The 26,623-nt window shown below is 37.6% G+C and carries 26 protein-coding genes, 1 pseudogene and 1 riboswitch; of the genes and pseudogenes, 18 read left to right on the forward strand and 9 right to left on the reverse strand.

Features of this window, described 5'->3' with window-relative positions; all coding sequences use genetic code 11:
- Nucleotides 1–64: 64 nt before the first annotated feature.
- A riboswitch (TPP riboswitch) is annotated at nt 65–164 on the forward strand.
- 40 nt (nt 165–204) lie between these two features.
- The 3 genes from thiT to lplA (AC3B6B_RS01660) all read left to right on the forward strand — a co-directional run bounded on the left by thiT (nt 205) and on the right by lplA (AC3B6B_RS01660) (nt 2,904).
- The gene (thiT, locus tag AC3B6B_RS01650; RefSeq protein WP_489756972.1) at nt 205–777 is read left to right on the forward strand and encodes an energy-coupled thiamine transporter ThiT; all 573 of its coding nucleotides are present in this window, start codon (nt 205–207) and stop codon (nt 775–777) included.
- Nucleotides 778–849: 72 nt separating this feature from the next.
- A complete protein-coding gene (gene lplA, locus AC3B6B_RS01655; protein WP_489756973.1) occupies nt 850–1,863 on the forward strand; it encodes a lipoate--protein ligase in 1,014 nt (337 codons plus the stop codon).
- Between the two features lie 27 nt (nt 1,864–1,890).
- On the forward strand, nt 1,891–2,904 hold the full coding sequence (gene lplA, locus AC3B6B_RS01660; protein WP_489756974.1) for a lipoate--protein ligase: 1,014 nt from the start codon (nt 1,891–1,893) through the stop codon (nt 2,902–2,904).
- Between the two features lie 118 nt (nt 2,905–3,022).
- Here lplA (AC3B6B_RS01660) and AC3B6B_RS01665 read toward each other — a convergent pair whose 3' ends face one another.
- Nucleotides 3,023–4,129 carry a DUF871 domain-containing protein gene (locus AC3B6B_RS01665; protein WP_489756975.1) on the reverse strand — a complete coding sequence of 369 codons (1,107 nt, stop codon included), beginning with the start codon at nt 4,127–4,129 and terminating at the stop codon, nt 3,023–3,025.
- A gap of 246 nt (nt 4,130–4,375) precedes the next feature.
- Here AC3B6B_RS01665 and AC3B6B_RS01670 point away from each other — a divergent pair, with 246 nt between their 5' ends.
- The 5 genes from AC3B6B_RS01670 to AC3B6B_RS01690 all read left to right on the forward strand — a co-directional run bounded on the left by AC3B6B_RS01670 (nt 4,376) and on the right by AC3B6B_RS01690 (nt 8,630).
- Nucleotides 4,376–5,821: a 6-phospho-beta-glucosidase gene (locus AC3B6B_RS01670; protein WP_489756976.1), complete on the forward strand. Its 1,446-nt coding sequence runs from the start codon at nt 4,376–4,378 to the stop codon at nt 5,819–5,821.
- Between the two features lie 17 nt (nt 5,822–5,838).
- A complete protein-coding gene (gene celB, locus AC3B6B_RS01675) occupies nt 5,839–7,137 on the forward strand; it encodes a PTS cellobiose transporter subunit IIC (protein WP_489756977.1) in 1,299 nt (432 codons plus the stop codon).
- 48 nt (nt 7,138–7,185) lie between these two features.
- Nucleotides 7,186–7,497 carry a PTS sugar transporter subunit IIB gene (locus AC3B6B_RS01680; RefSeq protein WP_489756978.1) on the forward strand — a complete coding sequence of 104 codons (312 nt, stop codon included), beginning with the start codon at nt 7,186–7,188 and terminating at the stop codon, nt 7,495–7,497.
- Nucleotides 7,498–7,511: 14 nt separating this feature from the next.
- A complete protein-coding gene (locus AC3B6B_RS01685) occupies nt 7,512–7,832 on the forward strand; it encodes a PTS lactose/cellobiose transporter subunit IIA (RefSeq protein WP_489756979.1) in 321 nt (106 codons plus the stop codon).
- A gap of 102 nt (nt 7,833–7,934) precedes the next feature.
- Nucleotides 7,935–8,630, forward strand: coding sequence for a MurR/RpiR family transcriptional regulator (locus AC3B6B_RS01690; RefSeq protein WP_489756980.1), 696 nt, complete (start codon nt 7,935–7,937; stop codon nt 8,628–8,630).
- An 84-nt stretch (nt 8,631–8,714) separates the two neighbouring features.
- Here the strand turns inward: AC3B6B_RS01690 and AC3B6B_RS01695 are convergent, their stop codons facing one another.
- Nucleotides 8,715–10,280 (reverse strand): Nramp family divalent metal transporter, encoded by a 1,566-nt coding sequence (locus AC3B6B_RS01695; protein WP_489756981.1) that lies wholly within the window; start codon nt 10,278–10,280, stop codon nt 8,715–8,717.
- A gap of 255 nt (nt 10,281–10,535) precedes the next feature.
- Here AC3B6B_RS01695 and AC3B6B_RS01700 point away from each other — a divergent pair, with 255 nt between their 5' ends.
- The gene (locus AC3B6B_RS01700) at nt 10,536–11,921 is read left to right on the forward strand and encodes an MFS transporter (protein WP_489756982.1); all 1,386 of its coding nucleotides are present in this window, start codon (nt 10,536–10,538) and stop codon (nt 11,919–11,921) included.
- Between the two features lie 83 nt (nt 11,922–12,004).
- On the opposite strand, the gene AC3B6B_RS01705 is transcribed toward AC3B6B_RS01700, so the two are convergent.
- Nucleotides 12,005–12,841, reverse strand: a complete 837-nt coding sequence (locus AC3B6B_RS01705; RefSeq protein ID WP_489756983.1) for an aldo/keto reductase — start codon at nt 12,839–12,841, stop codon at nt 12,005–12,007.
- Nucleotides 12,842–13,087: 246 nt separating this feature from the next.
- On the opposite strand from AC3B6B_RS01705, the gene AC3B6B_RS01710 reads away from it, so the two are divergent.
- On the forward strand, nt 13,088–13,561 hold the full coding sequence (locus tag AC3B6B_RS01710; RefSeq protein ID WP_489756984.1) for a hypothetical protein: 474 nt from the start codon (nt 13,088–13,090) through the stop codon (nt 13,559–13,561).
- A gap of 88 nt (nt 13,562–13,649) precedes the next feature.
- On the opposite strand, the gene cls is transcribed toward AC3B6B_RS01710, so the two are convergent.
- Genes cls through AC3B6B_RS01725 form a run of 3 tightly spaced genes read right to left on the reverse strand, consistent with a single transcriptional unit; the run spans nt 13,650 to nt 16,365 of the window.
- Nucleotides 13,650–15,110 (reverse strand): cardiolipin synthase, encoded by a 1,461-nt coding sequence (gene cls, locus AC3B6B_RS01715; protein WP_489756985.1) that lies wholly within the window; start codon nt 15,108–15,110, stop codon nt 13,650–13,652.
- Nucleotides 15,111–15,131: 21 nt separating this feature from the next.
- Complete coding sequence (locus AC3B6B_RS01720; protein WP_489756986.1) at nt 15,132–15,527, reverse strand: hypothetical protein; 396 nt, start codon at nt 15,525–15,527, stop codon at nt 15,132–15,134.
- Between the two features lies 1 nt (nt 15,528).
- On the reverse strand, nt 15,529–16,365 hold the full coding sequence (locus tag AC3B6B_RS01725; protein WP_489756987.1) for an alpha/beta hydrolase: 837 nt from the start codon (nt 16,363–16,365) through the stop codon (nt 15,529–15,531).
- An 85-nt stretch (nt 16,366–16,450) separates the two neighbouring features.
- Between AC3B6B_RS01725 and AC3B6B_RS01730 the strand changes: the two genes are divergently transcribed.
- Together AC3B6B_RS01730 and AC3B6B_RS01735 are read left to right on the forward strand one after the other, a co-directional pair.
- The gene (locus AC3B6B_RS01730) at nt 16,451–17,119 is read left to right on the forward strand and encodes a ribonuclease H family protein (RefSeq protein ID WP_489756988.1); all 669 of its coding nucleotides are present in this window, start codon (nt 16,451–16,453) and stop codon (nt 17,117–17,119) included.
- A 92-nt stretch (nt 17,120–17,211) separates the two neighbouring features.
- A complete protein-coding gene (locus AC3B6B_RS01735; RefSeq protein ID WP_489756989.1) occupies nt 17,212–17,343 on the forward strand; it encodes a ComC/BlpC family leader-containing pheromone/bacteriocin in 132 nt (43 codons plus the stop codon).
- Nucleotides 17,344–17,681: 338 nt separating this feature from the next.
- Here the strand turns inward: AC3B6B_RS01735 and AC3B6B_RS01740 are convergent, their stop codons facing one another.
- Nucleotides 17,682–18,302, reverse strand: coding sequence for a helix-turn-helix domain-containing protein (locus tag AC3B6B_RS01740; protein WP_489756990.1), 621 nt, complete (start codon nt 18,300–18,302; stop codon nt 17,682–17,684).
- A 248-nt stretch (nt 18,303–18,550) separates the two neighbouring features.
- Between AC3B6B_RS01740 and AC3B6B_RS01745 the strand changes: the two genes are divergently transcribed.
- The 4 genes from AC3B6B_RS01745 to AC3B6B_RS01760 all read left to right on the forward strand — a co-directional run bounded on the left by AC3B6B_RS01745 (nt 18,551) and on the right by AC3B6B_RS01760 (nt 21,495).
- Nucleotides 18,551–18,733: a hypothetical protein gene (locus tag AC3B6B_RS01745; protein WP_489756991.1), complete on the forward strand. Its 183-nt coding sequence runs from the start codon at nt 18,551–18,553 to the stop codon at nt 18,731–18,733.
- A 68-nt stretch (nt 18,734–18,801) separates the two neighbouring features.
- Nucleotides 18,802–20,064 carry a glycosyltransferase gene (locus AC3B6B_RS01750; RefSeq protein ID WP_489756992.1) on the forward strand — a complete coding sequence of 421 codons (1,263 nt, stop codon included), beginning with the start codon at nt 18,802–18,804 and terminating at the stop codon, nt 20,062–20,064.
- A gap of 254 nt (nt 20,065–20,318) precedes the next feature.
- Nucleotides 20,319–20,855 carry a hypothetical protein gene (locus AC3B6B_RS01755; RefSeq protein ID WP_489756993.1) on the forward strand — a complete coding sequence of 179 codons (537 nt, stop codon included), beginning with the start codon at nt 20,319–20,321 and terminating at the stop codon, nt 20,853–20,855.
- Nucleotides 20,856–21,138: 283 nt separating this feature from the next.
- A complete protein-coding gene (locus AC3B6B_RS01760) occupies nt 21,139–21,495 on the forward strand; it encodes a hypothetical protein (RefSeq protein WP_489756994.1) in 357 nt (118 codons plus the stop codon).
- Nucleotides 21,496–21,587: 92 nt separating this feature from the next.
- On the opposite strand, the pseudogene AC3B6B_RS01765 reads toward AC3B6B_RS01760, so the two are convergent.
- A pseudogene (locus AC3B6B_RS01765) lies at nt 21,588–21,704 on the reverse strand (type II toxin-antitoxin system mRNA interferase toxin, RelE/StbE family); the annotation flags it as partial.
- Nucleotides 21,705–21,941: 237 nt separating this feature from the next.
- On the opposite strand from AC3B6B_RS01765, the gene AC3B6B_RS01770 reads away from it, so the two are divergent.
- Both AC3B6B_RS01770 and AC3B6B_RS01775 read left to right on the forward strand, forming a co-directional pair.
- Nucleotides 21,942–24,116, forward strand: coding sequence for a peptide cleavage/export ABC transporter (locus AC3B6B_RS01770; RefSeq protein WP_489756995.1), 2,175 nt, complete (start codon nt 21,942–21,944; stop codon nt 24,114–24,116).
- A complete protein-coding gene (locus AC3B6B_RS01775) occupies nt 24,109–25,476 on the forward strand; it encodes a bacteriocin secretion accessory protein (RefSeq protein ID WP_489756996.1) in 1,368 nt (455 codons plus the stop codon). Before AC3B6B_RS01770 ends, AC3B6B_RS01775 begins: the two co-directional genes overlap by 8 nt.
- A 68-nt stretch (nt 25,477–25,544) precedes the next feature.
- Here the strand turns inward: AC3B6B_RS01775 and AC3B6B_RS01780 are convergent, their stop codons facing one another.
- Nucleotides 25,545–26,486 (reverse strand): DUF1002 domain-containing protein, encoded by a 942-nt coding sequence (locus tag AC3B6B_RS01780; protein WP_489756997.1) that lies wholly within the window; start codon nt 26,484–26,486, stop codon nt 25,545–25,547.
- Between the last annotated feature and the right edge of the window lie 137 nt (nt 26,487–26,623).

Here is a 26,623-nt window from a genome sequence, read left to right on the forward strand (position 1 = left end):
TTTTGGATGTTTTCTTGTGTTTTAACATCAATTCGGTTACACTCGAATTAAATTAAATCAGATTATCATCGCAAAGGGGAGCTCTAAATAGCTGAGAGTGATTAAGTTCAGACCCTTGGAACCTGTTTGTTAGTACAAGCGTAGGAATTGTGATGAGTGGTAGACACTCTTTTTTGCGAGATAGTTAAAAAGGAGTGTTTTTTGATGTCAAAAAATAAGTTACAAACGTTGGTTGAAGGTGCAATCATCGTGGCGCTAGCCATGGCTTTGTCGTATATTCCTCACAGTTTAGGAATTTCCTCAATTGAGATTTTGTATGGAGTCGTTCCTTTGTGTTTATATTCTTGGCGCCGGGGTGTTAAAGCCGGCATTATCGCTGGTATTGTGTGGGGATTATTGGATTTGATTTTACGAGGCTTAAGTAGTGGTTCGGTTTTAAATGTGTGGCAAGGAATATTGGAATATCCTGTGGCCTTTGGGGTCTTAGGCTTAGCTGGTCTTTGGGCACCTGTGATTGAGCAGCGGATTCAACAACACCGATCGATTTTGCCAGCAGTATTAGTTAGTAGTAGTGTTGCATTATTTATCAAATACTTTTGTCATTTTGTGGCGGGCGTCTTGGTGTGGAGTTCTTATGCTCCCAAAGCATTTAATCCGTGGACATGGTCGTTATTAGTTAATGGTGGTAGTGCAGTTGCCAGTTTAGTTTTTGCGTTAATCGTCTTTGGCTGTTTAAAAAATATTTTAGTTAAATTATTAAATTTAAAAACAAAATAAATTAAAGATAGTCATTTGAGTTTAATTTCTTTATAATGTTATTGAAAACGTTTATAAAGAGAGGTGCTCTGAATGTACTATGTAGTAATGCAATCGCATGATATCCGTGATAATCTAGCCACTGAGCAGTATTTAATGAATAATAAGGATTTTGATGAACCACTAGTATTGTTTTATATTGAAAGTCCTTGTATTATTGTTGGTCATAATCAAAACACAATTGAAGAATTGAATAACGACTATGTCCGTCAACATCAAATCACGGTTACTCGACGACTTTCGGGGGGCGGCGCAGTATATCAAGACTTAGGTAATCTTTGTTTTAGTTTTGTAGTCGATGCAAAAGATGAAAAGTTTGGTGACTTTAAAAAAATAACCCAACCGCTGGTTGACGCCTTACACCGCTTAGGGGCAACTGGGGCACAAGTTTCCGGGCGCAATGATATTTTAATAGACGGTAAAAAGTTTTCGGGCAATGCCATGTATACCAAGAATGGCAAAACTTTCTCACATGGTACTTTATCGTATGATGTCGATTTAGACGTCTTGACAAAAGCCTTGCATGTACCCAAAGATAAGATTGCTTCTAAAGGTATTAAGTCGGTGCGCAGTCGGGTAACGAATATTCGGCCGTATTTAGATGCACAGTATCAAAATTTAACGACGGAACAATTTCGCGATATTTTGTTATTAAGTCTCTTTCAAGCTGATGATTTAGCGGACATTAAAGATCATGAATACCAAATTACCGCCCAAGACCAGCAAGCAATTGCGCAATTAAAAACAGACATTTACGCTAATTGGGATTGGGTGTACGGCAAATCACCCGAGTTTACCGTGAAGAATCGCCAACACTTTGAGATGGGGACCATTGATGCACGGTTTGTCATTGAGCAAGGCAAGATTAGTCAAGCTAAGTTTTACGGTGATTTCTTTGGTACACAAGATGTTGAACAATTAGAACAACAACTTCAAGGTGTGACTTATGATTATGATCATCTTGCTCAAAAATTACAAACGATTGATTTAGACCAGTATTTTACCGGTATTAAAGCAGATGATTTGATCAAGCTAGTGACACCTTAAAAATCTTTTCCAAAGGAGTGCAGAACCGTGTATTATTTTTGCATGCCAGCACAAGATATTCGTGAAAATCTGGCAACCGAACAATATTTAATGAACAATAAGGACTTTGATGAACCATTGGTTTTGTTCTATATTCAAAAACCGTGTATTATTGTGGGACGCAATCAAAATACTTTGGAAGAATTAAACTTAGATTACGTGAAAGCACACCAAATTACGGTTACCCGACGGCTTTCGGGTGGTGGCGCCGTGTATGATGACTTAGGTAACGTCTCTTTTAGTTTTGTGATTAATGCGCAAGATGAGCGGTTTGGCGATTTTCAAAAAATGACCCAACCGATTGTAGCAGCTTTACAGCGGATGGGAGCCACGGGGGTAGAAGTTTCTGGGCGCAATGATTTATTAATTGCTGGTAAAAAGTTTTCCGGCAATGCCATGTATACTAAAAATGGCAAAACTTTCTCGCACGGGACGTTGACTTATGATGTGAACTTAGATGTTTTGAGCCAAGCACTCAAGGTGGCGCCTGATAAAATTGCGTCTAAGGGTATTAAGTCAGTCCGTAGTCGCGTGACGAACTTGAAACCTTACTTGGCACCTGAATATCAAAACTTAACTATTGAACAATTTCGCGATGCTTTATTGTTGAGTCTGTTTGAAGCACGAGACTTAGCAGACATCAAGGATAAAGAGTATCACTTGAACGCTCAAGATCAGGCGGGGATTGCCCAACTAAACCAAGAATTATATTCCAATTGGGATTGGGTTTATGGACAATCGCCACAATTTACCATTCAAAAGCGTCAGCATTTTAATGCGGGGACCATTGATGCGCGGTTATTGATTGACCATGGGAAAATTGATCAAATTAAGTTTTATGGAGATTTCTTTGGCCAACAAGATGTTAGTGAATTACCAGCATATTTAGTTGGCATTGACTATACGGAATCAGCTTTAACGCAGGCCTTAGCTTCGGTTGATGTGGATCAATATTTTACCAATTTTACGGCACAGCAATTAGTTGATTTGTTAAAGCCATGAAAGATTAGAACAAAAGTCGTTGCAATTCCCGCAGCATTCTTTGGGTTCCAGTTTCTAACAATTAAAAAACAGCTAGCAATAGTTTGGACTAAGGCTAGCTGTTTTTTCTGCTTAGAATTTAATTCTTGGATTCAGTTCGATGCGTTAATTTAAATTTTGTCCACGGTTTGATGAAGTCCAACAAGAATAGTTCTTCCGGTTTTAATTGTCCGACTTTATTTTTACGTGAATCTTGATGAGGCTCTAAAGCAATTTGCAGTTCATTTTTATAAACACCAAAGTTATCATTGCCGATTAAAACATCGCCACGTTGGAAAACTTGGTCATTATCATGCGGTGGATTGGCCACAGCTTGATAGGTAACGCGCGGCATAGTGGAACGAATGACTAATTGATTAATATCACCGCGCCGAAAATGTTGTGGCTTGAACATGATGTCTGTTTCAACCGGATTAACAGTATCATTTAACTCCAAGTCAAATTCTAATTGATAGCGATCAGTTTGGGCTAAGGCTTGCAACTCACTTTCACTAGCGTAAGCATTGCCGATAATCACGTCGTCAATCATTTGGGAGGCAAATAAGTGCTTGGCTTGCACAGCAATAGGTAATTTTCGATCCATTTCTAAAGTTGGTAAGCCATCGTTGACATTCCACGGCCCTTGGTCGCCCACATGACTTGCCACAAAGGCGGCAGTATGAATCCCAGCTTTTTTGAAGCGTCGATTACACTCCATAAAATAATCATAGGGTAAACCAGTTCCTATTTGCGGATAAAAATTGTGACAGCCATAGATAAAGGGCGTATTGGCTTGAAAACTTAAAATATTATTTAAGTAATCAACATTATTACTGAGGTTCAGTTCAATAATTAAGCCGTAAGGGTTATAGGACAGCATGGCTTCAGTGGCTCCATCAAAAGCTTGATCCAACCTGATGCCCGCTGCATGTAATTCAGCAAAAAATGATAAATCATCGTAAGAAATATTCAATTCATCAAAGATGTTAGGAGCGACGTCAATAATGGTTTGATAACCGAGCTTGTTACCCACGTCAATAATTTTTTGAAATTTAGCTTTAGTTTGTTCCGGAGAACCGGTAACTTCTAACATACTCATGAAAATTCGGGAAAAGCCGTATTTGTGTCCCAATTCTAAGTATTTTTTATCTTCTGCAAAATTGCTATGATCTGGATAAATCGATAGTCCTAATTGTCGTTTTGTCATAATAAACTCCTTTAGCAAATTCATCAGCGAGCAAATTCTTGGGCATTGTGTTAACTAATTAATTAAATTGTAATTTTAGTTTAACTGAATGAGCCTAATTTGCAAGAATGACGGAAAAAGATATTTTTCTTTGAGAAACGTGTTTCTGATTTTTTACCACATAATCTTGATTTTTAGAAACAAAATAGTAAAATGTTTCTTGTAAGCGTTACATAAAAACGTTTTTATAAATTGGGAGGCTGTTTGATGACTAACAAGAAACAATTACGACCAGATTTTTTGTGGGGAGGCGCTGTAGCAGCGCATCAATTAGAAGGTGGCTGGCAAGCAGGTCATAAAGGTGTGAGTGTTGCCGATATTATGACGGCTGGCGCTAATGGTGTTCCCCGGCAAATTACCGATGGTGTTAAAGACGGGCTGTACTATCCTAATCACGAAGCCATTGATTTTTACGACCGTTATCCGGAAGATATTAAATTGTTTGCCGAAATGGGTTTTAAATGTTTTCGGACGTCAATTGCGTGGACGCGCATTTTTCCTAATGGCGATGAAAAAGAACCTAATGAAGCAGGATTGAAGTTTTACGATGACTTATTTGATGAATGCTTAAAGTATAACATTGAACCGGTCATTACGTTATCACATTTTGAAATGCCATATCATCTAGTTACCGAATATGGTGGGTGGCGCAGCCGTAAGGTGATTGATTTCTTCTTGAATTTTGCTGAGACTGTCTTTAAGCGCTACCAAAATAAAGTTAAATATTGGATGACTTTTAATGAGATCAATAATCAAACCGATTACAAAAATGATTTTTCGATGATGACTAATTCCGGGTTGTTAAAACGTCCGGGTGAAAATATGGAACAGACCATGTATCAAGCCGCGCACTATGAGTTGGTGGCGAGTGCGAAAGCGGTCCAAATCGGACATCAAATTAATCCGGACTTTCAAATTGGTTCGATGATCGCGATGGTGCCGTTATATCCAGCTAGTCCTAAACCAACGGATATGTTAAAAGCCCAACGGGCGAATGAAGCGCGGTATTGGTTTGAAGATGTGCAATCTAATGGTCGTTATCCGCATTGGCTTCGGACTTATCAAGCTAATCAAGGCTGGGAGATGGATATTACCGCTGAAGACTTAGCAACTTTGGCACAAGGCACCGTTGATTATATTGGCTTTAGCTATTATATGTCCCGGGCTGTTCGGGCAAAAGACCATGAACCAGTTAATTATCATTATGATGAAGACCAAGATGGAACTCCTAATCCGTATGTCAAGTCCTCTGAGTGGGGCTGGCAAATTGACCCTGAGGGTTTGCGTTACGCCATGAATTGGTTAGCAGATCGGTACAATAAACCGCAATTTATTGTAGAAAATGGTTTTGGCGCGGTTGATCAAAAAGAAGCTGATGGTTCAGTCCATGATCAATACCGGATTGATTATTTGCGCGCACATATTGAACAAATGAAGTTAGCCGTCGAAGAAGATGGGATTGATTTAATGGGTTATACACCATGGGGTTGCATTGACTTAGTTTCTGCGGGGACAGGACAAATGTCTAAGCGTTATGGCTTTATCTATGTGGATAAAGATGATGAAGGTCACGGCACTTTGGAACGCTCGAAAAAAGATTCCTTTGCTTGGTATCAAAAAGTCATTGCATCTAATGGCGAAGATTTAGCTTAAAAAAGGGGGCAGTTAAAATGGCTGAAGAAAAGTCTAAAAATAGTTTTTTAACGACTAAACTGATTCCATTTTTCCAAAGAATATCGTCAGCACGTCATATGGTAGCTTTACGTGATGGGATGGCAGCTGCGATTCCAATGATTATCATTGGTTCAATCTTCATGATTATTGCGCAATTTCCGATTAAGGGTTATTTAGCTTTTATGGCGCATACTTTTGGACCAAATTGGGCAAATGTGGCCCAGTATATCACTAATGCATCGTTTCATATTATGGGGTTAATCGCTGTCGCCGGGATTTCGTATAACTTAGCACGCAGCTATAAAGTTGATGCTTTTTCAGCGATGATCGTTTCTATTGGAGCCTATATTTTAACCATTCCACTAAAAACGGATAAAGCCGGTAATTTGTGGGTACCGTTAAAAGAACTGGATTCCTCAGGTTTATTTATTGCGATTTTAGTCGGTTTATTTATTACTGATTTATATGTCTGGATTGTTCATAAGAACTGGACGATTAAGATGCCCGCGAGTGTGCCACCGGCCATTAGTAATTCATTCTCGTCATTGATTCCGGGCGCGATTTCGTTACTAGTTGTGTGGGTCATTCGCTTGGGAATTGAAGCTACGCCAATGAAGAGTATTCCTAATGTGATTACCTTCTTCTTACAGGATCCGTTGAGTCATTTGAGTAATACTTTACCGGGAGCACTAGTTGCAGAAGGTTTAGTCTGCATTTTGTGGATCTTTGGGATTCACGGTTCCAATACGGTGGCTGGCGTGATGCAACCTATTTGGTTAGCTGCGATGGCCCAAAATTCGGCTGCTTTAAAAGCTGGACATGCTTTACCAAATATTGTTACACAACAATTTTTTGATAACTTTGTTCACATGGGTGGTTCTGGCGCCACGATTGGTTTAGCGTTGATGATTGCCTTTATGTCCAAGAGTAAAGAGTATAAGACCTTGGGTGAATTAGTCGTTGGACCTGCGATCTTTAATGTTAACGAACCGATTATCTTTGGTTTACCAATTGTCATGAACTATAAGATGGTCATTCCGTTTATTGCAGCACCGTTAACGAATGTTACCGTGACCTATTTAACTATGAAATGGGGTTGGGTTGCTAAAACGATGGGTGTCATGGTACCTTGGACCACACCACCGATTATGTCAGGTTATTTAGCTACTGGTCATATTTCAGGAGCAGTCTTACAAATTGTCAATATTGTCTTAGATACTTTGATTTACTTCTTCTTCTTTAAGAGCATGGATAATCAAAAAGTAAAAGAAGAAAAAGCAGCGCAAAATGCCTAGATTAGTGGTTTAATATAAGTAAGTAAAAGATTAAAGGAGAATTTAATTATGAGTAAAAAGACGATTATGTTAGTATGTGCCGCCGGCATGTCCACGAGTTTATTAGTTAGCAAGATGCAAAAAGCTGCTGAAGAAAAGGGCGTTGAAGCTAATATCTTTGCAACCGCTGCTGCAGATGCAGATTCCAAAATGGAAACCGAAAACCCAGATGTTTTGATGTTGGGACCGCAAGTTAGCTACATGTTAGATGATTTTAAAAAGCGGGTTTCCATTCCAGTCGAAGTCATCAATATGCAAGACTACGGTATGATGAACGGACCGAAAGTTTTAGATGAAGCTTTAAGTTTAATTCAGGAATAAAGGATATTTAATTAATGAACGAAGAAGAAAATTTACAAACAGTTATGGGTCTCATCATGAATGGTGGTAATGCCAAAGGTGCTGCTTTTGAAGCCATTAAAGCCGCTAAGGTGAATGATTTTGCTACTGCGGAAGCCAAGCTGAAAGAAGCGGACAAATTTTTAGCAGAAGCCCATAACGCACAAACGGGCATGTTAACTAAAGAAGCTAGTGGTGAACATGAGCAAGTGACGCTATTAATGGTTCATGGTCAAGATCATATCATGAATGCGATCACTTTTCGCGATTTAGCAGGAGAAATTGTTGATTTATATAAGCAATTAGCTGCTAAATAAGAATGATGCAATAATTAATTAAGACGTGGTTGAGACAAAAGCTGAGGTTAACTTTTGTCATGACTACGTCTTTTTTTAAAAAAGGAGTTGTTCAACAAGTCATTGGCACAATTAACAGCGACGCAAAAAAGAATTTATCGGTATATTAAAGTTCATAAGGAGCAAGTCAAAGATTACAGTTTGCGTCATTTGGCTGCTAAACTAGGGGTGGCGCCGGCCTCAGTCTTACGGACAATTAATCGTTTAGGTTATCAGCATTATTATGAATTTTGCCAGCAATTACAGCAAGAAGTAGCTGGTCAAGGCTTGGTAGATGATATTACCTATCAAGCGCACGATTATTTTTCCCATATTGAAAACTATGACCAAAAGATTCAGCAGTTTAAAACATTGTTTGATCCGGCGACGATTTTTGTTTTTCTCGGTGTAGGGACTTCCGGTGATTTGGCTAGTTACGGGGCGCGGCAGTTTGTGAATAATGGGCGTGAAGCTTACGTGATTGCTGATCCTTTTTATCCTATTCAACTAGGACATGCGGCTATGAATAATCATGTGGTGATGATTTTATCGGTGAGTGGTGAAACTGAGCAAATGCTGGAGCAGGCGACGAGTTTTCATGATCAAAAGGCAACCTTGGTTAGTATTACCAATGATGACCATAATTCTTTAACTACTTTAGCGGATTTAAATTTTTCCTACCATATTAATAGTCGTATTATTGGCCAATCGGTGAATCTCACCAGTCAAGTCCCCGTGGTTTACTTGTTAGAGCGTTTGGCCCAAGTTGTTCATTGTTAAAACAGTTGGAATCAAAAAAGAAGTGTTCGCAGTCAATGCGAACACTTCTTTTGGTTGAAGTCATATTTCAAATACTTAACTTTCTTATTGTTTAGCTAATTGGGATTCTTCAAAGCGCTTATTGCCTCTGTATAATTCCACAATCGTCCAAACTAATAAAGCTAAAACTAGGACAATTAAGATCCAAGCAATCACGTTGGCTTGGGTTAATTGCGCAGCCGTTGGATTATCACCGTAGAAACCGGCAATGGAATCTGGTAAACCTTTCAAGTTCAAGAAAGTTAAACCAATAACCGAAATCCAACCTAACACTTTGACCCAAAGTGAGTTTTTGAATCGGGTTCCCATTTCTACTTTACTATCGGTAAACATTAACAACGGTAGCATGGAGAATGGTAAGGCAAAGGCTAAGAAGACCTGTGAATTATTCATTAAGTCGTTTAACGCGGCGTGCTGTTTAATGGGGCTTTGACCACTAGTCATCAAGACGCAGAAGAGGACCGGAATCACGGAAATCACCCGGGTTACTAAACGCCGTAACCACAGTGGCATCTTCATGTGCACGAAACCTTCCATGATAACCTGACCAGTTAAAGTACCAGTGATGGTCGAATTTTGACCAGAAGCTAACAAAGCGACCGCGAATAAGGTAGATAAAACGCCTGTTTTGGCAATGGAGATTAGAATGCCGTTACTTAATTTGGAAGTATCAGATAAAGCTTGATATAAACCAAAGAATGATGGATCTTTGACAGCGCCAGTCTTAAAGACTGCGACACCAGTGATTAATAACAACGCATTAACAAAGAAGGCAAAGGTTAATTGAATGTTAGAATCCCAAGCAGAGAATTTCACAGCATCAGCGACTTCGTCGGGATTATTGTGATCAATTTTCCGTGTTTGCGAAATTGAAGAATGCAAATACAAATTATGTGGCATAACTGTCGCCCCAATAATTCCTAAAGCACCTTGTAACGGACTCATACCATTAACAACAGGATGTGAAGAAAAGGCTTGAGCTGAAGGAACTAATCCCTTCAAAACGCCACCCCAATTGGGATCAGATAAAGCTACTTGATAAACGAAGATGACCAAGATTACTAAAATTAAGGCCACAACAATCGCTTCAATTTTTCGAAAACCAATTTTAGTCAATAACAGCAAGACTAAAACATCCAGGACGGTAATGAAAACGGCGATGACTAACGGAATATTAAACAGGAGATATAAAGCAATCGCGGCCCCAATAACTTCCGCAATATCCGTCGCCATAATCGCTAACTCCGTTAAAATCCAGAGAATGACACCAAGCGATTTACTTGTCCGAGCGCGAATTGCTTGCGCTAAGTCCATTTGCGTCACAATGCCAAGTTTAGCGGCCATGTATTGTAAAAGCATGGCAATTAAACTTGAAATTAAGATGATGGACATTAATAAATATTGGAAATTCTGACCACCAGTAATAGATGTGGACCAATTACCGGGATCCATATAACCGACAGCAACTAAGGCTCCAGGACCAGAATAGGCAAATAATGTGCGCCAAAAGCCTTTGCCATGGGGAACTTCAACGGTACTGTTGATTTCCTCCAAGGAAGGACCATTGGCATATTCAATTAAATGGTGTTTTTTCTTTGTATTTTCAACCAAAAGAATTCCTCCTCATGTTTTTCCAAAAAACAATGATACTCCTACTTTCGCCAAAATTAAACCTTAAATTAGGTGAACTTAAAAAACATTTTCTTTGCTATTTTCTGAAAAGGGTTTAATAATGAGGGGGAAAATAAGTCGAGGTTAGTAACTAACAATAATTTTGTGGCGAGTAGTTGCCTTAATTATCAAGGATTTGCGGGCGTTTAACTAATAAAACTGTTTTAATTTGTTTGTTTGAAAGAAGCGATGGCAATGGCTGATTCAATCCATTTATCCAAAAGTGCGCATTGGTGGTTTGTGGCCACGTTATTAGCAGGAACTTTTACGATGTCCATCAGTCAGTCTTCCTTGTCAACAGCGTATCCGACTTTAATGCATTATTTTGCGGTGCCGGCAACCACTATTCAATGGTTGACTACCGGTTTTATGTTGGTGATGACGGTGATGATTCCAGTGAGCCCGTGGTTGTTGGCTAATGTGGCTTTTAAAAAGTTATTTATGAGCTTATTAGCCATTTTTGATGTGGGCACCATGATCATTATCTGGGCGCCAACGTTTGGTTTAATGCTATTCGGACGCATTCTGGAAGCGATGGCTGTGGGTGTTTTATTCCCTGCCTATCAAACGGTGCTCTTGAAAATTACACCAACCAAGCGGCGTGGCAGCGTGATGGGGACCGCGGGCTTAGTTATGGGATCGGCATTAGCCATTGGACCGATTATTTCGGGGATTGTGTTACGCTTTTTTACTTGGCAAGCGGTCTTCATTTGTTTTGCCTTCATTATTACAGTGGTCTTAGGTCTTTCTTTAGTTACGATCACGAGCCCCTTAGTTTTACAACCGACAAAACTGGATTTCATCTCTGCTCTTTCAACCGTGAATTTTATTGGCTTTTTATATGTTTTAACTAAGTGGGGGCAAAGTAAGCAGTGGACCTTTAGTTTAAGTGTGATTTTAATTTTGAGTAGTCTGGGCTTAGCAGTTTTTATTTGGCGACAATTGACTAGCTTGCACCCCATGCTAGAATTGCGGGTCTTGAAACAAATTAATTTTGATTGGGCAGTATTATTAACGGGGATTTCTTATATTGCCTTAATCGTGGTAACGATTATTTTTCCGTTGTATTACCAAAACATCTTGCATTTAACGGCCTTTACTTCTGGAATGGCGTTAGTTCCAGGAGCGGTTTTGTTAAGTCTCTTGAACCCCTTAACCGGAAAATTAGCGGATCATTGGGGCTTTAAAGTGACGTTACTATTAGGAATGAGTATGATTACTGGCGGTTGGTTACTATTATTTGTGTTGCAGCAACGGTTAAATTTAGGTTGGTTAATGATTTTGGCAGCGCTGATTGAAGGTGGCAATGCCTTTGTAATGATGCCAGCGGTGACCTTGGGAGCCGATGTGTTGCCTCAAAAATATATTGCGCATGGTACGGCGGTTATTACCACCGCACGACAAATCTTAGGCTCTTTTGGCGTCACGTTAGCCACACTTTTATTGGCGTTACCCGCCAATGGTGCGACGTTAGTTCTGCGGCAACAACGACAATTTCATTTGGTCTTTGGGGTATTTTTCGCAATTAGTTTATTCGGATTAGGGATAGCGTGTTTGATTAAAAATCAGCACGGCCGGTAGTCAGACAGCAAAAAAGTCCAAAATTACTGGTCAAACATTGCGATAATTTGACAGTAACTTTGGACCTTTTTTAATTTTAATTATTAAAATTCTTCATATTCAGCGGGATCCTGATTCTTGAGTCGCCCATCAGGTCGGTCTAAATTAGTAATTGTCTGCATTTGTGCAGGAGTTAATTCAAAATCAAAGACCTGCAAATTTTCCTGCTGCCGACTAAAATGTGTAGCTTTTGGAATCGGCAAGACGCCGAGTTGAATTTCCCAGCGTAAAATCACTTGCGCGACACTTTTTCCTAAATCTTGCGCAATACCTTGAATAATGGGGTCGGATAACATAGAACTAGCACGGCCGATCGGACTCCAAGCCCAAGTGATGATTTGATGTTGATCATCGTAGTGCCGTAATGTGGCTTCAGAGAAATAAGGATGCAATTCAATTTGATTAACTGCTGGTTTGACGTTAGTTTCGGCAATTAAACGGTCAATATGCTCTGGTAAAAAGTTAGACACGCCAATTGTTTTGATTAAACCCATTTGCTGAGCTGTAATTAAGGCTTGCCAAGCTTCGACATAGAGGTCTTCTTTAGGATTAGGCCAATGAATTAAGTACAGGTCATAGTAGTCTAAACCGGCACGATAAAGCGATTCTTGAATCGTTTGAAGTGCTTCTTGGTAGCGATGGTGTCGCCCGGGTAATTTAGAAGAAACAATAATTTGCGAGCGTTGCAAGCCGCTTTGCTTAATGGCTTGACCGACAGCGCCTTCATTTTCGTAATTAAAAGCCGTATCTAAGAGCCGATAGCCGGCATTTAAGGCACTGGTAATGGCATTGACGCCTGTTGCGCCATTTAATTTGTAAGTTCCAAAGCCAATCTGTGGTAAAATTAAGCCATCATAAGTGGTGCGGGTAGGAATTTTCATAAGGAACCTCCTTTAATATTAAAACCACTGTTGTTACATGTTAATGATCTGGTACAAAAAGCCAGATTTTTGCGAACTTTTGGTTTGCGAGTTCTTACTTAAATGTTATCATATTTAAGTTTAGAAGCAATTCATTGAGATTGGGACAAATGGAGTACCATCAGAAAAAATGTTCGTGTAAATTGACGAAAAATTTTTGTAGTTCCAGCTTATTTGCTTTCACAAATTAACTAATTGGGGGACATTATGCTAAACGATTGGCTACTAATCTTAATTGATATCTTTTTTGTAGCGATGCTACTGAATAATTTGTATTGGCAATCTCAGATTGTGGTACATGCTAAATATAAAATTTCCAGTTTAATTATTGCGGTGATTTTTGGAGTCTGGGTTCTATCTATGCCGGAAGATTCGTGGTGGTACGTGGTAATGGTGGCTGCCTTTTTAACAGTGACCTTAATGCAAGGTACTGGCGGTATGGCGCAAAAGCGCTTAGTGACCAGCGGCTTTTTTTCTAATTCACTGAGTTATCAAAAATTGACTCATGTAACACTGATTCCGGTAGAATTGCCTAATGCCCCCGTGCAAGTAATTTCGATTTTTACCGTGGCTAATCGGCAAAATATTCAAATGACGTTTAAACAGTCGGTCGCCCAATTACAGCAAGAGTTAAAAGCAGTTTTACCACAGAATATCGAAGTCGAAATTGCTCACATGTAGGTAGTTTGCGGACAAAAATTAAATATAATAAAAAAACCTTGTTTCTAGATGATTTTCTGGAAAACAAGGTTTTTTAGTACATAATTATTTATAAGATTGGTGACAGTAAGCGTGAGAAAAGTTGTTTAAAGCGGAGCCAGTAAGACTGTTGCTGAATGATTTCGGGGGTCAACAAGGTGCTGTGTTTTAAATCCTCTTGAAAGATCTCCGTTAGCTGTTGGCTGACCTGAGTATCGTAAAAGAAGGCATCCGCTTCAAAGTTGAGGCTATAGCTGCGGTAGTCTTGGTTCATTGAACCAATAGCGCTGACTTGATTGTCAAAAACAGCCGTTTTGGCATGCATAAAACCATTATTATAATTATAAACTTCAATATTGTGCTCGCTTAATAAATTGGCATAAAATTGTGTAGCCCGAAAAATAAAGGGATGATCTGGTTTGTCGGGGATGATGATTTTAATTTTAATACCGGAGCGTGCGGCCACTAAGAGGGCGTCAATCATTGGTTCATCCGGAATTAAGTAAGGCGTTTGGATTAAAATACTTTCTTTGGCACTCATGACTAAACTCATGAACCCACCCTTAAGCGTGTCAAAATTACTGTCAGGACCATCAGAAACGATTTGAATTGGGGTAATGTGCTGGGGCTGTTTGATTTGCGTGGGAAAATATTTTTCCTGAAATAAAATCTTTTCGTGATGGCGATCGACGGAAGCGTTCCAGTCTAAAGCAAAGCGTTCTTGTAAAGATAACGCGGCATAACCGTAAATACGCACATGAGTATCGCGCCAATAACCAAACTTGGGTTTGAGGCCAAGATATTGATTGCCAATATTAAAGCCGCCCGTCCAACCAATGCGCCCATCAATGACAACGATTTTGCGGTGCAAATGGTAGTTTAAACGGTACTTAGCGATGGCATTTTGTGAAGTGATAAAGGGCATGACTTGCCCCCCAGCGGCAACTAGTGGTTGAAAGAACTTTTTGTTGGCCCCGGGAGACCCCCAGCGATCGTAAATCACGCGTACTTCAACGCCAGCTTGAGCTTTTTGAGTCAGAATATCTAAGACTTGGCGCCCTAACTCATCATTAAAAAAAGAATAGTATTCTAAATGAATGGTTTCTTGGGCATTACGCAAATCCTGTTCTAACGCGGCGAATTTGGCGTGACCATCGGTAAAAATCTGGGGATCATTATGGATTGTCACAGGAACATCATCATTATGATTAAAGTAATCGATTTGACGTTGGGCAAGTAAAGTCGTGTCGCTGGGGGTTAACGGGCGCTTTTGCTCGCTACTCTGGTTGACCATCTGCTTCAATCGATCAAGCCCAATATGTTCGGCATTACTAATGGCAAAGAGGTTTTCTTGGGCAATCCCGCGGCCGAAGAAAGCAAAAATTAAAAAGCCAATGACAGGTAATAAAATTAAGACAATCAACCACGCTAAAGTGGTGGGAATACTCCGCCGCCGGTGAAACACGGTAATAATGGCGGCAATCGTGTTAAGTAATAAAATTAAACTCAAAATTAAAAAAAAGATACGCATGAACCTACTCCTCAAAAAGGTTTAATGATTAAAAAATTGTTGAACTTGTGTCGCATTCGTTGATGACGGCGTGACTTGGACCGCCTGGTTGGAAAATTGCACGGGAATTAACTGTTTTAAGCGTGTCAAAATTTCTTCAGGCACAGCTTGCTTAAAGTTTAAATCTAAAGTTAGTGGCGTGGTTGCAAAATGACTTAACGTGATCAGTCCTAAAATGGTGGCTGACTGTTTGGCTGTAACGCCCCAAGTGACGGCTTGATTAGCCATCGTCTGGTGCATAGCGTGATTAATGATGTGTGCGGACTCGGGTAAGTCCACGGCCAAAAACTTTTGTAGTTCTTGACCAGATAAGTAACTGAGAAAATCCAGTTGATAATGGGCGGTGATTATGGGATGTAAGTTATTAACTTGTGGCAAATTAATCCTCCTTAGTTGTAGTAAATTCGGGATAAATAAAATTATTAATCTTGTTGAGCACGTCTTCGTCATCATGCATTTGCGAATGTTCGCCACTCACGCCTAAGGCACTGTATTCTTGAAACTCCTGGACGTGATTTTGTAAAAGGTATTTAATGGAGCGCGCAGAACTCACGGACACATACTTGTCTGTGTTGGATGCGTCATTGATGTTACCATAAATATTTAAAACCCGTGCTGTTTTAGGAAACTTAAAACGATTCAAATACATCCATAAGTATTTGGGCGTCATAAAAGCGGGTTTGCCGGAGACTGCTAAAGGGTTAATATTAGGTAAATCACCAAACGCGACTAAACCGTCAAACGGACCGGCAATCAGTGCCAAGCGATTGATATTGGGTAAGGGGCGATTGTAAGTGTTAATTAGATAGGAAACTAAGGCCACGGAACCCAGCGAATGTCCAATAGCATTATACTGTTGAAAGTGATAACGTTGGTATAAGTCGCTTAAGATTTGATTAAACCAACGTTCCATCGTGCTAGACGGGATCCAGCGATCTTTAAAAATTAATTGGATAATTGGATATTTAGCGGTGGACCAGTAACCAGAATAATGGATTTTACTTTGCCAATCCACCGTGGCACGCAAAAAAACGGGTGAACCAGTCATTTTTTGCGCCGAACCGACCATTTTTTCCGTGGTATAATTACCACCACGAAAACCATGAAGATAAAAAGTGGGGATTTGTTCAGTGCTCGAATCAACGGAAACTCGTTCGTCTAATTTACAGATGGGAATAGTTGCGGTCTGATGCTTGGAAGAATGCCAAAGTCTCATGGAGAAAGTGCCTCTTACTAGCTAAAGTTAACTATTAAATATGATACAGGTTCTAAACTAGTAATTCTAGGTTCAAGGAGAAATTATGCCAAAATATTATGCAGTTAAAAAGGGGCGAAAGCCGGGAATTTATCACAATTGGCATGATTGCCAAAAACAAGTTCAAGGTTTCAAAGGGGCGATTTTCAAAAGTTTTCCTACTTTAAAACAAGCTCAAACATTTATGGTTGCGCAGACGACCACGGCCACTGCTACTAAAAAAGCGCCAAACTGGACGGCGCAAGTGACAATGTATACTGATGGTGGCACGCGTAATACAGGCAATGTCTTAGGTGGTCATGTCAAAGCTAGCGATAAATCCGCGTGGGCATACTTAATTCAAAGTACAGGAAAAGAATTTTCTGGCACTCAGGGTTGTTTAGGGGCAACCAATAATCAAATGGAACTAACCGCGCTGCAAATGGGCTTGCAGCGCTTAGTGGATTTACAATTCAATGATTTAAAAATTGCAGTTGTGATGGATTCTAAATATGTCTTAAATGCCATTAATCAAAAGTGGTTAGCAGGGTGGCAACGCCGTGGCTGGAAAAAAGCGTCCGGAGAAACGGTCTTAAATGTCGAGTTGTGGCAGCAAATTGCCGCCTTATTACCTCAGTTTCCTCAAATTAAATTTGTATGGACGAAAGGACACGCGGATAATGCCGGTAATGTCTTTGTTGACGAGCTGTTAAATCGGACAATGGATCAGATGTAAGCTAGTAGTAAAAATTGTTGATGTCTTAGATATTCAGCTTGAAATTATGGTTCAGCTCACGGTATGTTAGAGAATATAAGGGGGAAAATTAAATGAAAAATTTAAATGAGTTTAAAAATTTAAGTAATAATGAATTAAATAGTGTTGTTGGGGGAAAGAAATCTAAAGTTTCTCAATGGTGGAGTGGATTTAGAAATCATTTACTAGAATTCAATATTTTATAATTACAATATAGATGCTTTATGCTGATTTATTTTCTTTAGGTATCTGTACAAGTAATCTGTGTTTTGTTGTACTTTTACATTCTACTGAAAATATAGTTTATTTTTATTAAATATTAAATGTTTGATTTTATCAAGTAAAAATGTCTTGCTTTTTATACGCATTTAATTATGTCTTACATCGTTTAAATTTAGGTAAAGAAAAGAATAGCCAAAATTTAAACAATGTAAGACTTTTTATTTAATTTTTTAACATTTATCCATATAAAGGCGTAACATTTTAATATGCGATTTTCCTTAATATATTATGCTGTATTTTTTTACTCGTTATACTTGTAGTCTTATCTGTAATTAGGGTAAATTTCTATAATTATTATTTCTGACAAAGATAATAGCAAAACTATTATCAATCCAGCTGTCATCGCTCCAAACGAATACGAAACATCTTTAATTATCAAATTTGAAAAGTAGTTACTCTTTATAAGGATCAAAGAATTAATAGCCAATAAGCATGGAAATAAGATTATTGTTGTGACAAATATTTTTTTGGATTTTAGCCTATTCCAATTTGAAAATAATATCAAGTATATAAATGTGCATATTATTAAGGCAACTGTACCAATTAAATTAGGAGCTGAAATAATATTGAATATCCTCAAATAAATAAAAATGTCAGATATGATGATGAGTGAATATAAATAGATTAGTGACTTGCTACTATTTTTAGTTTGCTTTTCTTGTTGTTCATAATGACCTAACATCACGGCATCGTCCTTAATTAAATAATCTAAGGAAAGATCAAACAAGTTACTGAGGTCAATTAAAGTATTAATGTCCGGAATACTACGATTATTTTCCCAACCAGAAACAGTTTTTCGCGAAACCATTATTTTTTGTCCCAGTTGTTCTTGGGTTAAATTCAGCTTTTGCCGATTCGATTTGATTTTCTCACCGATTGTCACTTTTAAATTCATCTCCTATTATTAATTATATAACAAAAAACTAAGAATCTATCATTTTAATTGTTATGGAAGAAGATTGTTAAATGCTTACATATTTAATTGAATAATAGTTATGTCTTTTGCTATAAGCTTTGGATGTCTTTGATCTCTAGCTTGTTATATCTATGCTCATGAATAATAATTAATTTTGGTTAATGAGTGATGAATTTTAATCTTATTATCCAAAATTATTTTAAGGAGGATATGTCATGAAAAAGAATAATGATAATATCACATTACTGAATAATCTAAGCAATCAACTTGGGGATGAGGAACTTTCAAATATTCAAGGTGGTATTTCTAGAAAGAAATGGAATCAATGGAATGCTTGGGGTAAATGGGCAAGCCATTTTGGAGACATTATTGAAGGATATACTGGAGCAAGATATTAACGAGTTTACATTTCAATAAAGGCTTGGCTCATAGCCAAGCCTTTATTTTTATTTGGAGGTCATATTTTATGACTATTATGGATTTATTGAATATTATTCAAAAGTTTTTGGAAGTTAAGTCCTTTAAAAAAGTAAAAAAATTGATTGAAAATTTTAATTTACAGAAAAAAGAACAATTATTAAAGTATGTAATTTCACATTATTCATCTATTAATATAGTGGGTTGCATGATGGTTAAAGATCAAGTTGATATGATTACAAATGTGATTAAACGGTTAGATAAAGTTACTGATAAAATAATAGTTATGGATACAGGTTCAACTGATGGAACTATAGAAAAATTATATGATGTATCTCATTTAAATAAGAAGATGGAATTTTTCGAAAGAAGCTGGGAAGACGATTTTGCTAAAATGAGAAACATTAATATTGAAAAAGTAAACAATAATGATTGGATATTTATCTTAGATTCTGATGAGTATATATTATCTTCTATAAAAACTAAAGAGTTTAAACTCTTTTTATCTTGTTTAAGTTATTTGTATGGTCAGGATACCGTGCTTACTATTCACCAATGCAATGAGTTTTCTGATAGTTATGTGACTCCTGAAAGAATATTTATAAAAGAAAATAAATATTTTTATGGATTAGTGCACGAAGAAGTTAGAAGTGTTAGTAAAAAAGTCACACTTAAGACGACAATAGAAGTAAAAAATATGGGTAATAGAACTGAAGAGATAAAAAAATTTGATAAGTCAAACAAATATTCAAAATTACTTCATAAGATGTCTGAACTTGAACCATCAAATCCAAGATGGCTTTCTTTATACGATGTTAATGAATTAATTAAAGATCCGGAAAAATATGATCGGCTTTTTAAAAAATTTTTGTTACTAGATGTAAATAAAGATTTCACTTTAAGTAACATAAAAGTAGGTGGTTATACTAAATCGTTGCTGTTAAGGTATTCTGTTTTTAATTTAAAGCTGCAGAGGATTGATTTTATGTATAAAGTATCTAATATTGGAAAAATGATTTTTCCAAATAATACAAACTTGATACTTTTAAATTATTTATCTCAGAAAATAAAACTTGATGAAGATTATAGTACCTTACTAAACAGTTTAACTAAAGATATCAATAATTTAGATAATGATTTGGCATATGAGGATACTCAACAAGATGTTGGTAATTTACAAGCGTTAATTGTTCAAATTTTGTTATCTATGGGAAATTTTGAAAAAGCATATTCTGTTTATAAAAGTATTAATGACAAGGATGCACTGCTCTTTTTGAAAAATCAGAATTCTATTTTAGAAAAACTTGGATAATTAATTACGGTTATGGTTAGAAAGCTGATTTTGATATAAAGAACCTATTTTAAATGTATCTTGCAAATTAATAACTTGAATTTTATAATGAAAGCGTGTTAATTATAGCGTATAGTTTTTTAGTCATAAAGCAAACCAGTATATACTTTACTATATGATCAATTATTTATTAGTGTAATAACCTTATCTTTAATGCTTAATATATGTGTTTTATTTTTAAATTTTTATTTATAAATAAAAGGGGGAGTTTAGTTATGTTAACTTTTGGTCGTAAACCGTTATATCGTCCATTAATAATGAGTTTGTTAATAGGTGCAGTGTTTGGCTTGTTTGTTGGATCTGTTTGGAACGTGGGTTTAGGTGTCGCAGTATTTGTAGTAGTTTTTATTTTGATGATTTTAAATTATACGCGGAAAGTTGCCACGTTAGATGGTTATTTACAAGTTGATGAGCAGAGAATTTATTATTATCCTACAGCTAGTTTTGGTGATCGGATTTCCTTAGTTTTATTGCCTTTTAAAAAACCACAAAGTGTTGCAATTGATGAGGTGTCATCTTATCAAATTCAAGGGCGCCATGATAAATTTACTGATGTTAATTTGCCACTGCCAGTTTCCACTGCTTACGGGGCTTTCTTGCCAGGAATGCTGGCTGCTAAGAATCCAATTAATTTAACGTTAACTTTAAAAAATTCGCAAACTATTACGATTGATTTATCAATTGACTATGTTTATGATCAACAAAATTTCCGGCAAAAGTTGACTGGTTTACAACCATATTTACCTGAATAAAATTTGGAGTGATTTTGATGAAGCAACGTACTAAATTTTTATAGAAATCGTCTTCAATATTGTGTTGATGATACTTTCATTGCATAGTTTGACACAACCATTTTTTAATTTAAAAATTCCATTAGAAACGGTTGGCAACTTATTATTAATTCTACTAGTTATCTGGATTGTATATTCATCAGTCATGCGAATTGCTAATTTTCTTCATGAAGGTCGACATCAAAGGTGCTAAAAAATAAAAATTAGAGACTGTTATAATTTTATTATTAGGAGGAAGTAATAAATGGCTCAAAAAGATGGTGCCTTTACTGACGTTGGCATGGAGATGAAGCAAACAATCCATTCTAAGAAAAATTCTGATTTCGTTAATTTAATGTTATGGACTTTAGCAATTTGTTTAGGCAATGTAATTTTGCAGAGAAATGTAGCCCATTTGTCGGAAAGCAATTATCATATTTTGTTCGTAGTCCTAATTGGTGTCTACATTATTGGTGCCGTAATTTGGACAGCTTTATTTTGGAAAACTAAAGTTGCCCACACTTCAATTAAAGCTGATAACAAAACAAAATTTTATTGGACAAACATTGGCAAAACGGTCGTATACATTATTTTTAGTATTAGTTTATTTTTGATTTTGTAATTTTACTGCAATTGATAAATCCTACTTAGCTTGTTAGCTAGGCAGGATTTTTAATGTATTTAATTATCTGAAAAGCTCTACGTGTGAACCAGCATCAATAACCAATCTGGCTTAATATGTAAATCACGCTCCGGTTTACGATTCACCCAAGTTCAATGGCAAATTATATACTTTTTCAAAATCTTCTTTTTTATAACGACTTTTAAGATGTTTTTATAGTAGCTTTTAAAGCGTCTTTCAAAATTATATTATGGATTTAAAATATTTTACTGTTTAAGTTATTTGTCATTAATATTTCCTAGGTAATAATGTCTGTCACAGATAGCTTGTACTTTGAGAAAAATGGTTTTACATTAAGTATATTAGTAGATTTTTCATTTTAATGAATGTCTAGAATCTGCTAAATTATTATTTAGCTTAATTTAAAGACAAGTTGGAGTGTGTTGATGAATCCCAAAAAACTTTATATTCCTCAAGTTGATGAAGAAGATTGTGGTGTTGCAGCTCTAGCCATGATTTTGAAAAATTATGGTTCGGAATTTTCCTTAGCGCGTTTGCGCACTTTTACTAAGACAACGAATGAAGGCACCACAGCCCTTGGCTTAAAAAAGGCCGCGGAACATTTTGACTTGGAAGTTCAAGCCGTGCAAGCTGATGCTTCGTTATTTCAAATGAAGGATGTCCCATATCCGTTTATTGCGCACGTCGTGAAAGATGAAGCCTTGGAACATTATTATGTCGTGCTCAAGGCAGAACAGAAAGGCGTGTTGATTGCTGATCCCGATCCAGATGTTGGTGTTACAAAGATGACTTACGAGCAGTTTAACCAAGAGTGGACGGGGGTGAGTTTGTTTTTTGCGCCCAAACCAACGTATCAGCCGGTGAAAGACCAACAAAAGAATTCATTGGCACAATTCTTGCCCGTAATTTTCAAGCAAAAAAAGTTATTAGTCAACATTATTTTAGCCGCACTATTAGTGACGTTAATCAGTATTCTGGGATCGTATTTTCTCCAAAGTTTAATTGATACATATATTCCCAACAATATGATTCACACCTTATCAATTATTGCACTGGGGTTAGTAGTGGCTTACATCTTTCAGGCGATTTTTTCGTATGCACAAAATTTTTTACTGGCAATTTTAGGTCAGCGACTATCAATTGAGATTATTTTAGGCTATGTGCGCCATATTTTTGAATTGCCAATGTCGTTTTTTACCACGCGCAAAACGGGCGATATTATTTCACGGTTTAATGACGCCAACAAAATTATTGATGCGCTAGCGAGTTCCATTATTTCGATTGGCTTAGATTTAACCATCGTGGTTATTATGGGAACAGTTTTAACGCTGCAAAACGGAACTTTATTTTTAATTACATTAATTGCGTTGCCGATTTATATCGTAATTATTTGGGCGTTTAATAAACCGTTTGAAACCTTGAATCGCAAGCAAATGGAAAGCAGTGCAGTGTTAGATTCTTCCATTATTGAAGACTTGCACGGAATTGAAACGATCAAGTCATTATCGAGCGAAGAACAGAGTTATCAAAAAGTTGATCATGAATTTGTGGATTTACTCCAAAAAAATTTAAAATATACCAAAGCTGATCAATTACAACAAGCACTCAAGCTCTTTGTGCAATTGGGACTCGGCGTCGTAGTTTTATGGGTGGGGTCCAATTTGGTGGTCAAAAATGTGCTGACAGTCGGCCAATTAATGACCTTTAACGCCTTACTGACTTATTTTACTAATCCGCTGCAAAATATTGTGAACCTGCAACCCAAACTTCAAAGTGCCAAGGTAGCTAATAATCGACTCAACGAAATATATTTGGTGGAATCGGAGTTTAATCAAGAACGTCCGCTGAAAGAACAAGAACTGTTGCATGGTGATTTAGAATTGCGAAATGTGAGCTACCGCTATGGTTACGGTCAAGACGTTTTGCACCAAATCAATTTAACAATTCAAGCGGGTTCTAAGTTAACAATCGTGGGGATGAGTGGCTCGGGCAAGTCCACCATGGTCAAACTATTAGTTGATTTTTTTGAACCGACCAAAGGACAAGTGTTGATTAATGATCATAACGTCCAAGAAATTGATAAAACCGCTTTGCGGCACCAGATTGTCTATGTACCACAAGATCCGTATGTTTTTTCGGGGACGATTTTGGAGAATCTCAAATTAGGCAATCGCCCGGGGGTTACGTTTGAAGACATTCGCCAAGCTTGTGCGGTGGCGCAAATTCAATCCGACATTGAACACATGTCCTTACAATATGAAACCAAACTTGATGAAAATGGTGATATTTTATCTGGCGGGCAAAAGCAACGCTTAACAATTGCACGGGCATTATTATCACCGGCGCAAGTTTTGATTTTTGACGAATCAACCAGTGGGTTAGATGCTATTACGGAAGCTAAGTTGGTGGCGGCACTCTTAAAATTGCCACAAACGGTGATTTTTATCGCCCACCGCTTAGCCATTGCGGAAAAAACCAATAACATTGTCGTTTTAAAACAGGGCCAATTAATTGAACAAGGAACGCACCAAGAATTAGTCGCCCAACAAGGCGAATACTTCCGCTTATTAAACGCAACGGGAGGTGGTTTAAATGGATGAGTCTCAATTAGAGAGTAGTGAATTTTATCATGCGCGCTTTAATAACTTTTCGACATTATTAATTGTGCCGGTGGCCATTTTGATTGTGTTAGTAATTTTATTTTCTTTGCTTGGTCAACGTGAAATTACGATTAAAGCGCCTAGTCAAGTCGCCTCGGGCAAAGCAGTTTCCATTTTACAATCGACGAGTAATAATCAAATTACGCATGATTATTTAAAAGAAGGACAACACGTTCATAAGGGGCAGCTATTGGTCACTTATCAGTCCCAATCTTTAAAGCATCAGTTGACTTTATTACGGCAACAACAACAGTTATTTCAACAACAGTTAACGGCACTCACCACTTTGAATAATAGCCTGCAGCAAAATCAAGATTTGTTTGCCCAGACGGATCAATTTGGTTATGAGGATTTGTATCACAGTTATCAAAATCAACGCCAAGTATATCTCTTGGAAAATGAGTTGTTACAACAAAAGTCCCAAACGAATACTGCCAAAAAGAATAAGTTGATCGCGAATTTAAATACTAGTTTACAAACGGCGCAAACCAAATTGGCTGCTTATCAAAATATTGCCCAAGCGATTAAGCAAGGCTCTGATCCGGGCAATTCCACTTATCGTTATTTATATACAGCTTATCTCACAGCCAAACAAACCCAAGATCCGAGCACTGCGCAAGCAGATGCTTTAACCAATATTCAGCAACAAATTGACCAGTTGCAAGACAGCATTCAAGCGACGACTCAGCAAAAATTAGAGTTAAGCGATTTTGATAGTAGTCAATACGATGTGGCAACTAATCAGCAAAAATTAGCTAGTTTACAAGCGGAACAATTGAAATCCTGTTCCCAGCAACAAATAGATCTTAAACAAAAGCAAAGTCAGAATAATTTAAAACTCAAAGAAGTTCAAGATTCCACGCATGATTTGAAAGTTAAAGCACCGATTACGGGGATCGTCCACGTGTTAAATTCCAATCAGCGTAATAAATTGGTGGGCACGGGCAATCCGCTGGCTCAAATTTATCCGCCGTTGACGGTCCAAAAACCACTCAAATTGCAGGCTTATGTTGCGCCCAATGATATTTCAACCGTACGGCGCCAGCAAATTTTACGAGTTAAAATCAGTCGCAATGTGCCGACCCCCATTGTCTTGAGCGGACGCATTAAAACCATTAGTGTCGCGCCGGTGACTGTGGGTAAGAGTAATTATTATGTCGTTGAAGCATTGGCAAAAGTCCCAGCAGCACAAATTGCTAATTTACATTATGGCATGGCGGGACAAGGTTCCATTATCACCGGTCGGGAATCATTTTTCACTTATTATAAAAACCGCTTATTTAATCATGAAGATAATTAATTTAATAAAAAAGGCTAGGATCAAAGTCGCTGTCTTGCTGACTGATACCTAGCCTTTTAACATATTAATTAAAACAAATTTTGAAAGAAGTTGACGATTTTAGTCCACAATTGCTGTAAGAAGCCTTGGTTTTGGGGAGTATTGACTTTGTTAAATAAATCTTGGGCATGACTCTTGATATCTGAACTTAATTTATTGGCCTGCTGGCGAAAGTTGCCATTTTTTAAAGCACCGGAATCCCGAATTTGAACCAATAAGTTAATGATTTTTTGTTTCTGATTATCAGTAATAATGTTTTGCAGATTATTATTTTGAATCGTGTTGTTGACGATATTGGTGATTTGATTAACTGTCACGTTATTCCCAATCTTGGCCATTTGACTCTTTGCCTGCGCAATCGCGTTGTTGAGTTGGGTATCGCTGTAGCCTTGTTGACCCTTATTTTGTTGGCTAATTTGGCTTAACGTTCCCATTTCATTTTGCGCTGCGGCGACTTGATTCTCATTGAGTTGTTGGCCATTTTGGGCAAAGGCGGCGTAAACACCAGCTAAGGCACCCGAACCATCAATCGGAGTGGCCGAAGTGACGTAGATATTAGCGTCGCTAATCCCGGCAGTTAAAGCCGCATTACGGTATTGATTAGCAGTGATCGTGGTGATGTTATTGTGACCGTCATATTTTAAAATTTGGACGTTAATGCCCGAACCACGGCTGGTCTTTTCAATTAGAGCCGAAGACCAAACGCCTGATTGCTCCGTGAAGTTATCGCCTGCCGGATTGAGGTATTGCACTAACGTGGCACCGGTGACGGTGATTTGTTGAAAGTTTTTATTTTGAATTTGATTCGATAAAACGTCAATCGTCCCTTGCTTTTGGGCGTTGGACAATGAAGTTCCTAAGGTCATCACCGGGGTGTCCCAATTATTGTCCGCTTGGGTGGTGGTCGTCGTTAGCCACCAGCCACCAATTAACACAGTCAATAAGGTTAATAAACGTGTTCGTAATTTCATGGTGTTTTCCTCCTCATGGGGATCTAGGATTATTATAACAACTTAACAAATTACTGACTACTTTCGCGCAAAGAGTACTTATGTAATGACAAACTTATTCAGTCAATGACCAGCGAAAAATTGTTAGAATTTATGCT

This window comes from Bombilactobacillus sp. ESL1197 (assembly GCF_058107145.1).

What these genes read in the sequence shown, in the direction of transcription:
- AC3B6B_RS01670 (WP_489756976.1), top strand. Translation starts at nt 4,376, where the DNA reads ATGACTAACAAGAAACAATTACGACCAGATTTTTTGTGGGGAGGCGCT.
- AC3B6B_RS01750 (WP_489756992.1), top strand. Translation starts at nt 18,802, where the DNA reads ATGACTATTATGGATTTATTGAATATTATTCAAAAGTTTTTGGAAGTT.
- AC3B6B_RS01760 (WP_489756994.1), top strand. Translation starts at nt 21,139, where the DNA reads ATGGCTCAAAAAGATGGTGCCTTTACTGACGTTGGCATGGAGATGAAG.
- AC3B6B_RS01775 (WP_489756996.1), top strand. Translation starts at nt 24,109, where the DNA reads ATGGATGAGTCTCAATTAGAGAGTAGTGAATTTTATCATGCGCGCTTT.
- AC3B6B_RS01730 (WP_489756988.1), top strand. Translation starts at nt 16,451, where the DNA reads ATGCCAAAATATTATGCAGTTAAAAAGGGGCGAAAGCCGGGAATTTAT.
- AC3B6B_RS01770 (WP_489756995.1), top strand. Translation starts at nt 21,942, where the DNA reads ATGAATCCCAAAAAACTTTATATTCCTCAAGTTGATGAAGAAGATTGT.
- AC3B6B_RS01725 (WP_489756987.1), bottom strand. Translation starts at nt 16,365, where the DNA reads ATGAGACTTTGGCATTCTTCCAAGCATCAGACCGCAACTATTCCCATC.
- AC3B6B_RS01735 (WP_489756989.1), top strand. Translation starts at nt 17,212, where the DNA reads ATGAAAAATTTAAATGAGTTTAAAAATTTAAGTAATAATGAATTAAAT.
- AC3B6B_RS01710 (WP_489756984.1), top strand. Translation starts at nt 13,088, where the DNA reads ATGCTAAACGATTGGCTACTAATCTTAATTGATATCTTTTTTGTAGCG.
- celB (WP_489756977.1), top strand. Translation starts at nt 5,839, where the DNA reads ATGGCTGAAGAAAAGTCTAAAAATAGTTTTTTAACGACTAAACTGATT.
- AC3B6B_RS01745 (WP_489756991.1), top strand. Translation starts at nt 18,551, where the DNA reads ATGAAAAAGAATAATGATAATATCACATTACTGAATAATCTAAGCAAT.
- AC3B6B_RS01665 (WP_489756975.1), bottom strand. Translation starts at nt 4,129, where the DNA reads ATGACAAAACGACAATTAGGACTATCGATTTATCCAGATCATAGCAAT.
- AC3B6B_RS01705 (WP_489756983.1), bottom strand. Translation starts at nt 12,841, where the DNA reads ATGAAAATTCCTACCCGCACCACTTATGATGGCTTAATTTTACCACAG.
- cls (WP_489756985.1), bottom strand. Translation starts at nt 15,110, where the DNA reads ATGCGTATCTTTTTTTTAATTTTGAGTTTAATTTTATTACTTAACACG.
- AC3B6B_RS01700 (WP_489756982.1), top strand. Translation starts at nt 10,536, where the DNA reads ATGGCTGATTCAATCCATTTATCCAAAAGTGCGCATTGGTGGTTTGTG.
- AC3B6B_RS01685 (WP_489756979.1), top strand. Translation starts at nt 7,512, where the DNA reads ATGAACGAAGAAGAAAATTTACAAACAGTTATGGGTCTCATCATGAAT.
- thiT (WP_489756972.1), top strand. Translation starts at nt 205, where the DNA reads ATGTCAAAAAATAAGTTACAAACGTTGGTTGAAGGTGCAATCATCGTG.
- AC3B6B_RS01680 (WP_489756978.1), top strand. Translation starts at nt 7,186, where the DNA reads ATGAGTAAAAAGACGATTATGTTAGTATGTGCCGCCGGCATGTCCACG.
- AC3B6B_RS01780 (WP_489756997.1), bottom strand. Translation starts at nt 26,486, where the DNA reads ATGAAATTACGAACACGTTTATTAACCTTATTGACTGTGTTAATTGGT.
- lplA (WP_489756973.1), top strand. Translation starts at nt 850, where the DNA reads ATGTACTATGTAGTAATGCAATCGCATGATATCCGTGATAATCTAGCC.
- AC3B6B_RS01755 (WP_489756993.1), top strand. Translation starts at nt 20,319, where the DNA reads ATGTTAACTTTTGGTCGTAAACCGTTATATCGTCCATTAATAATGAGT.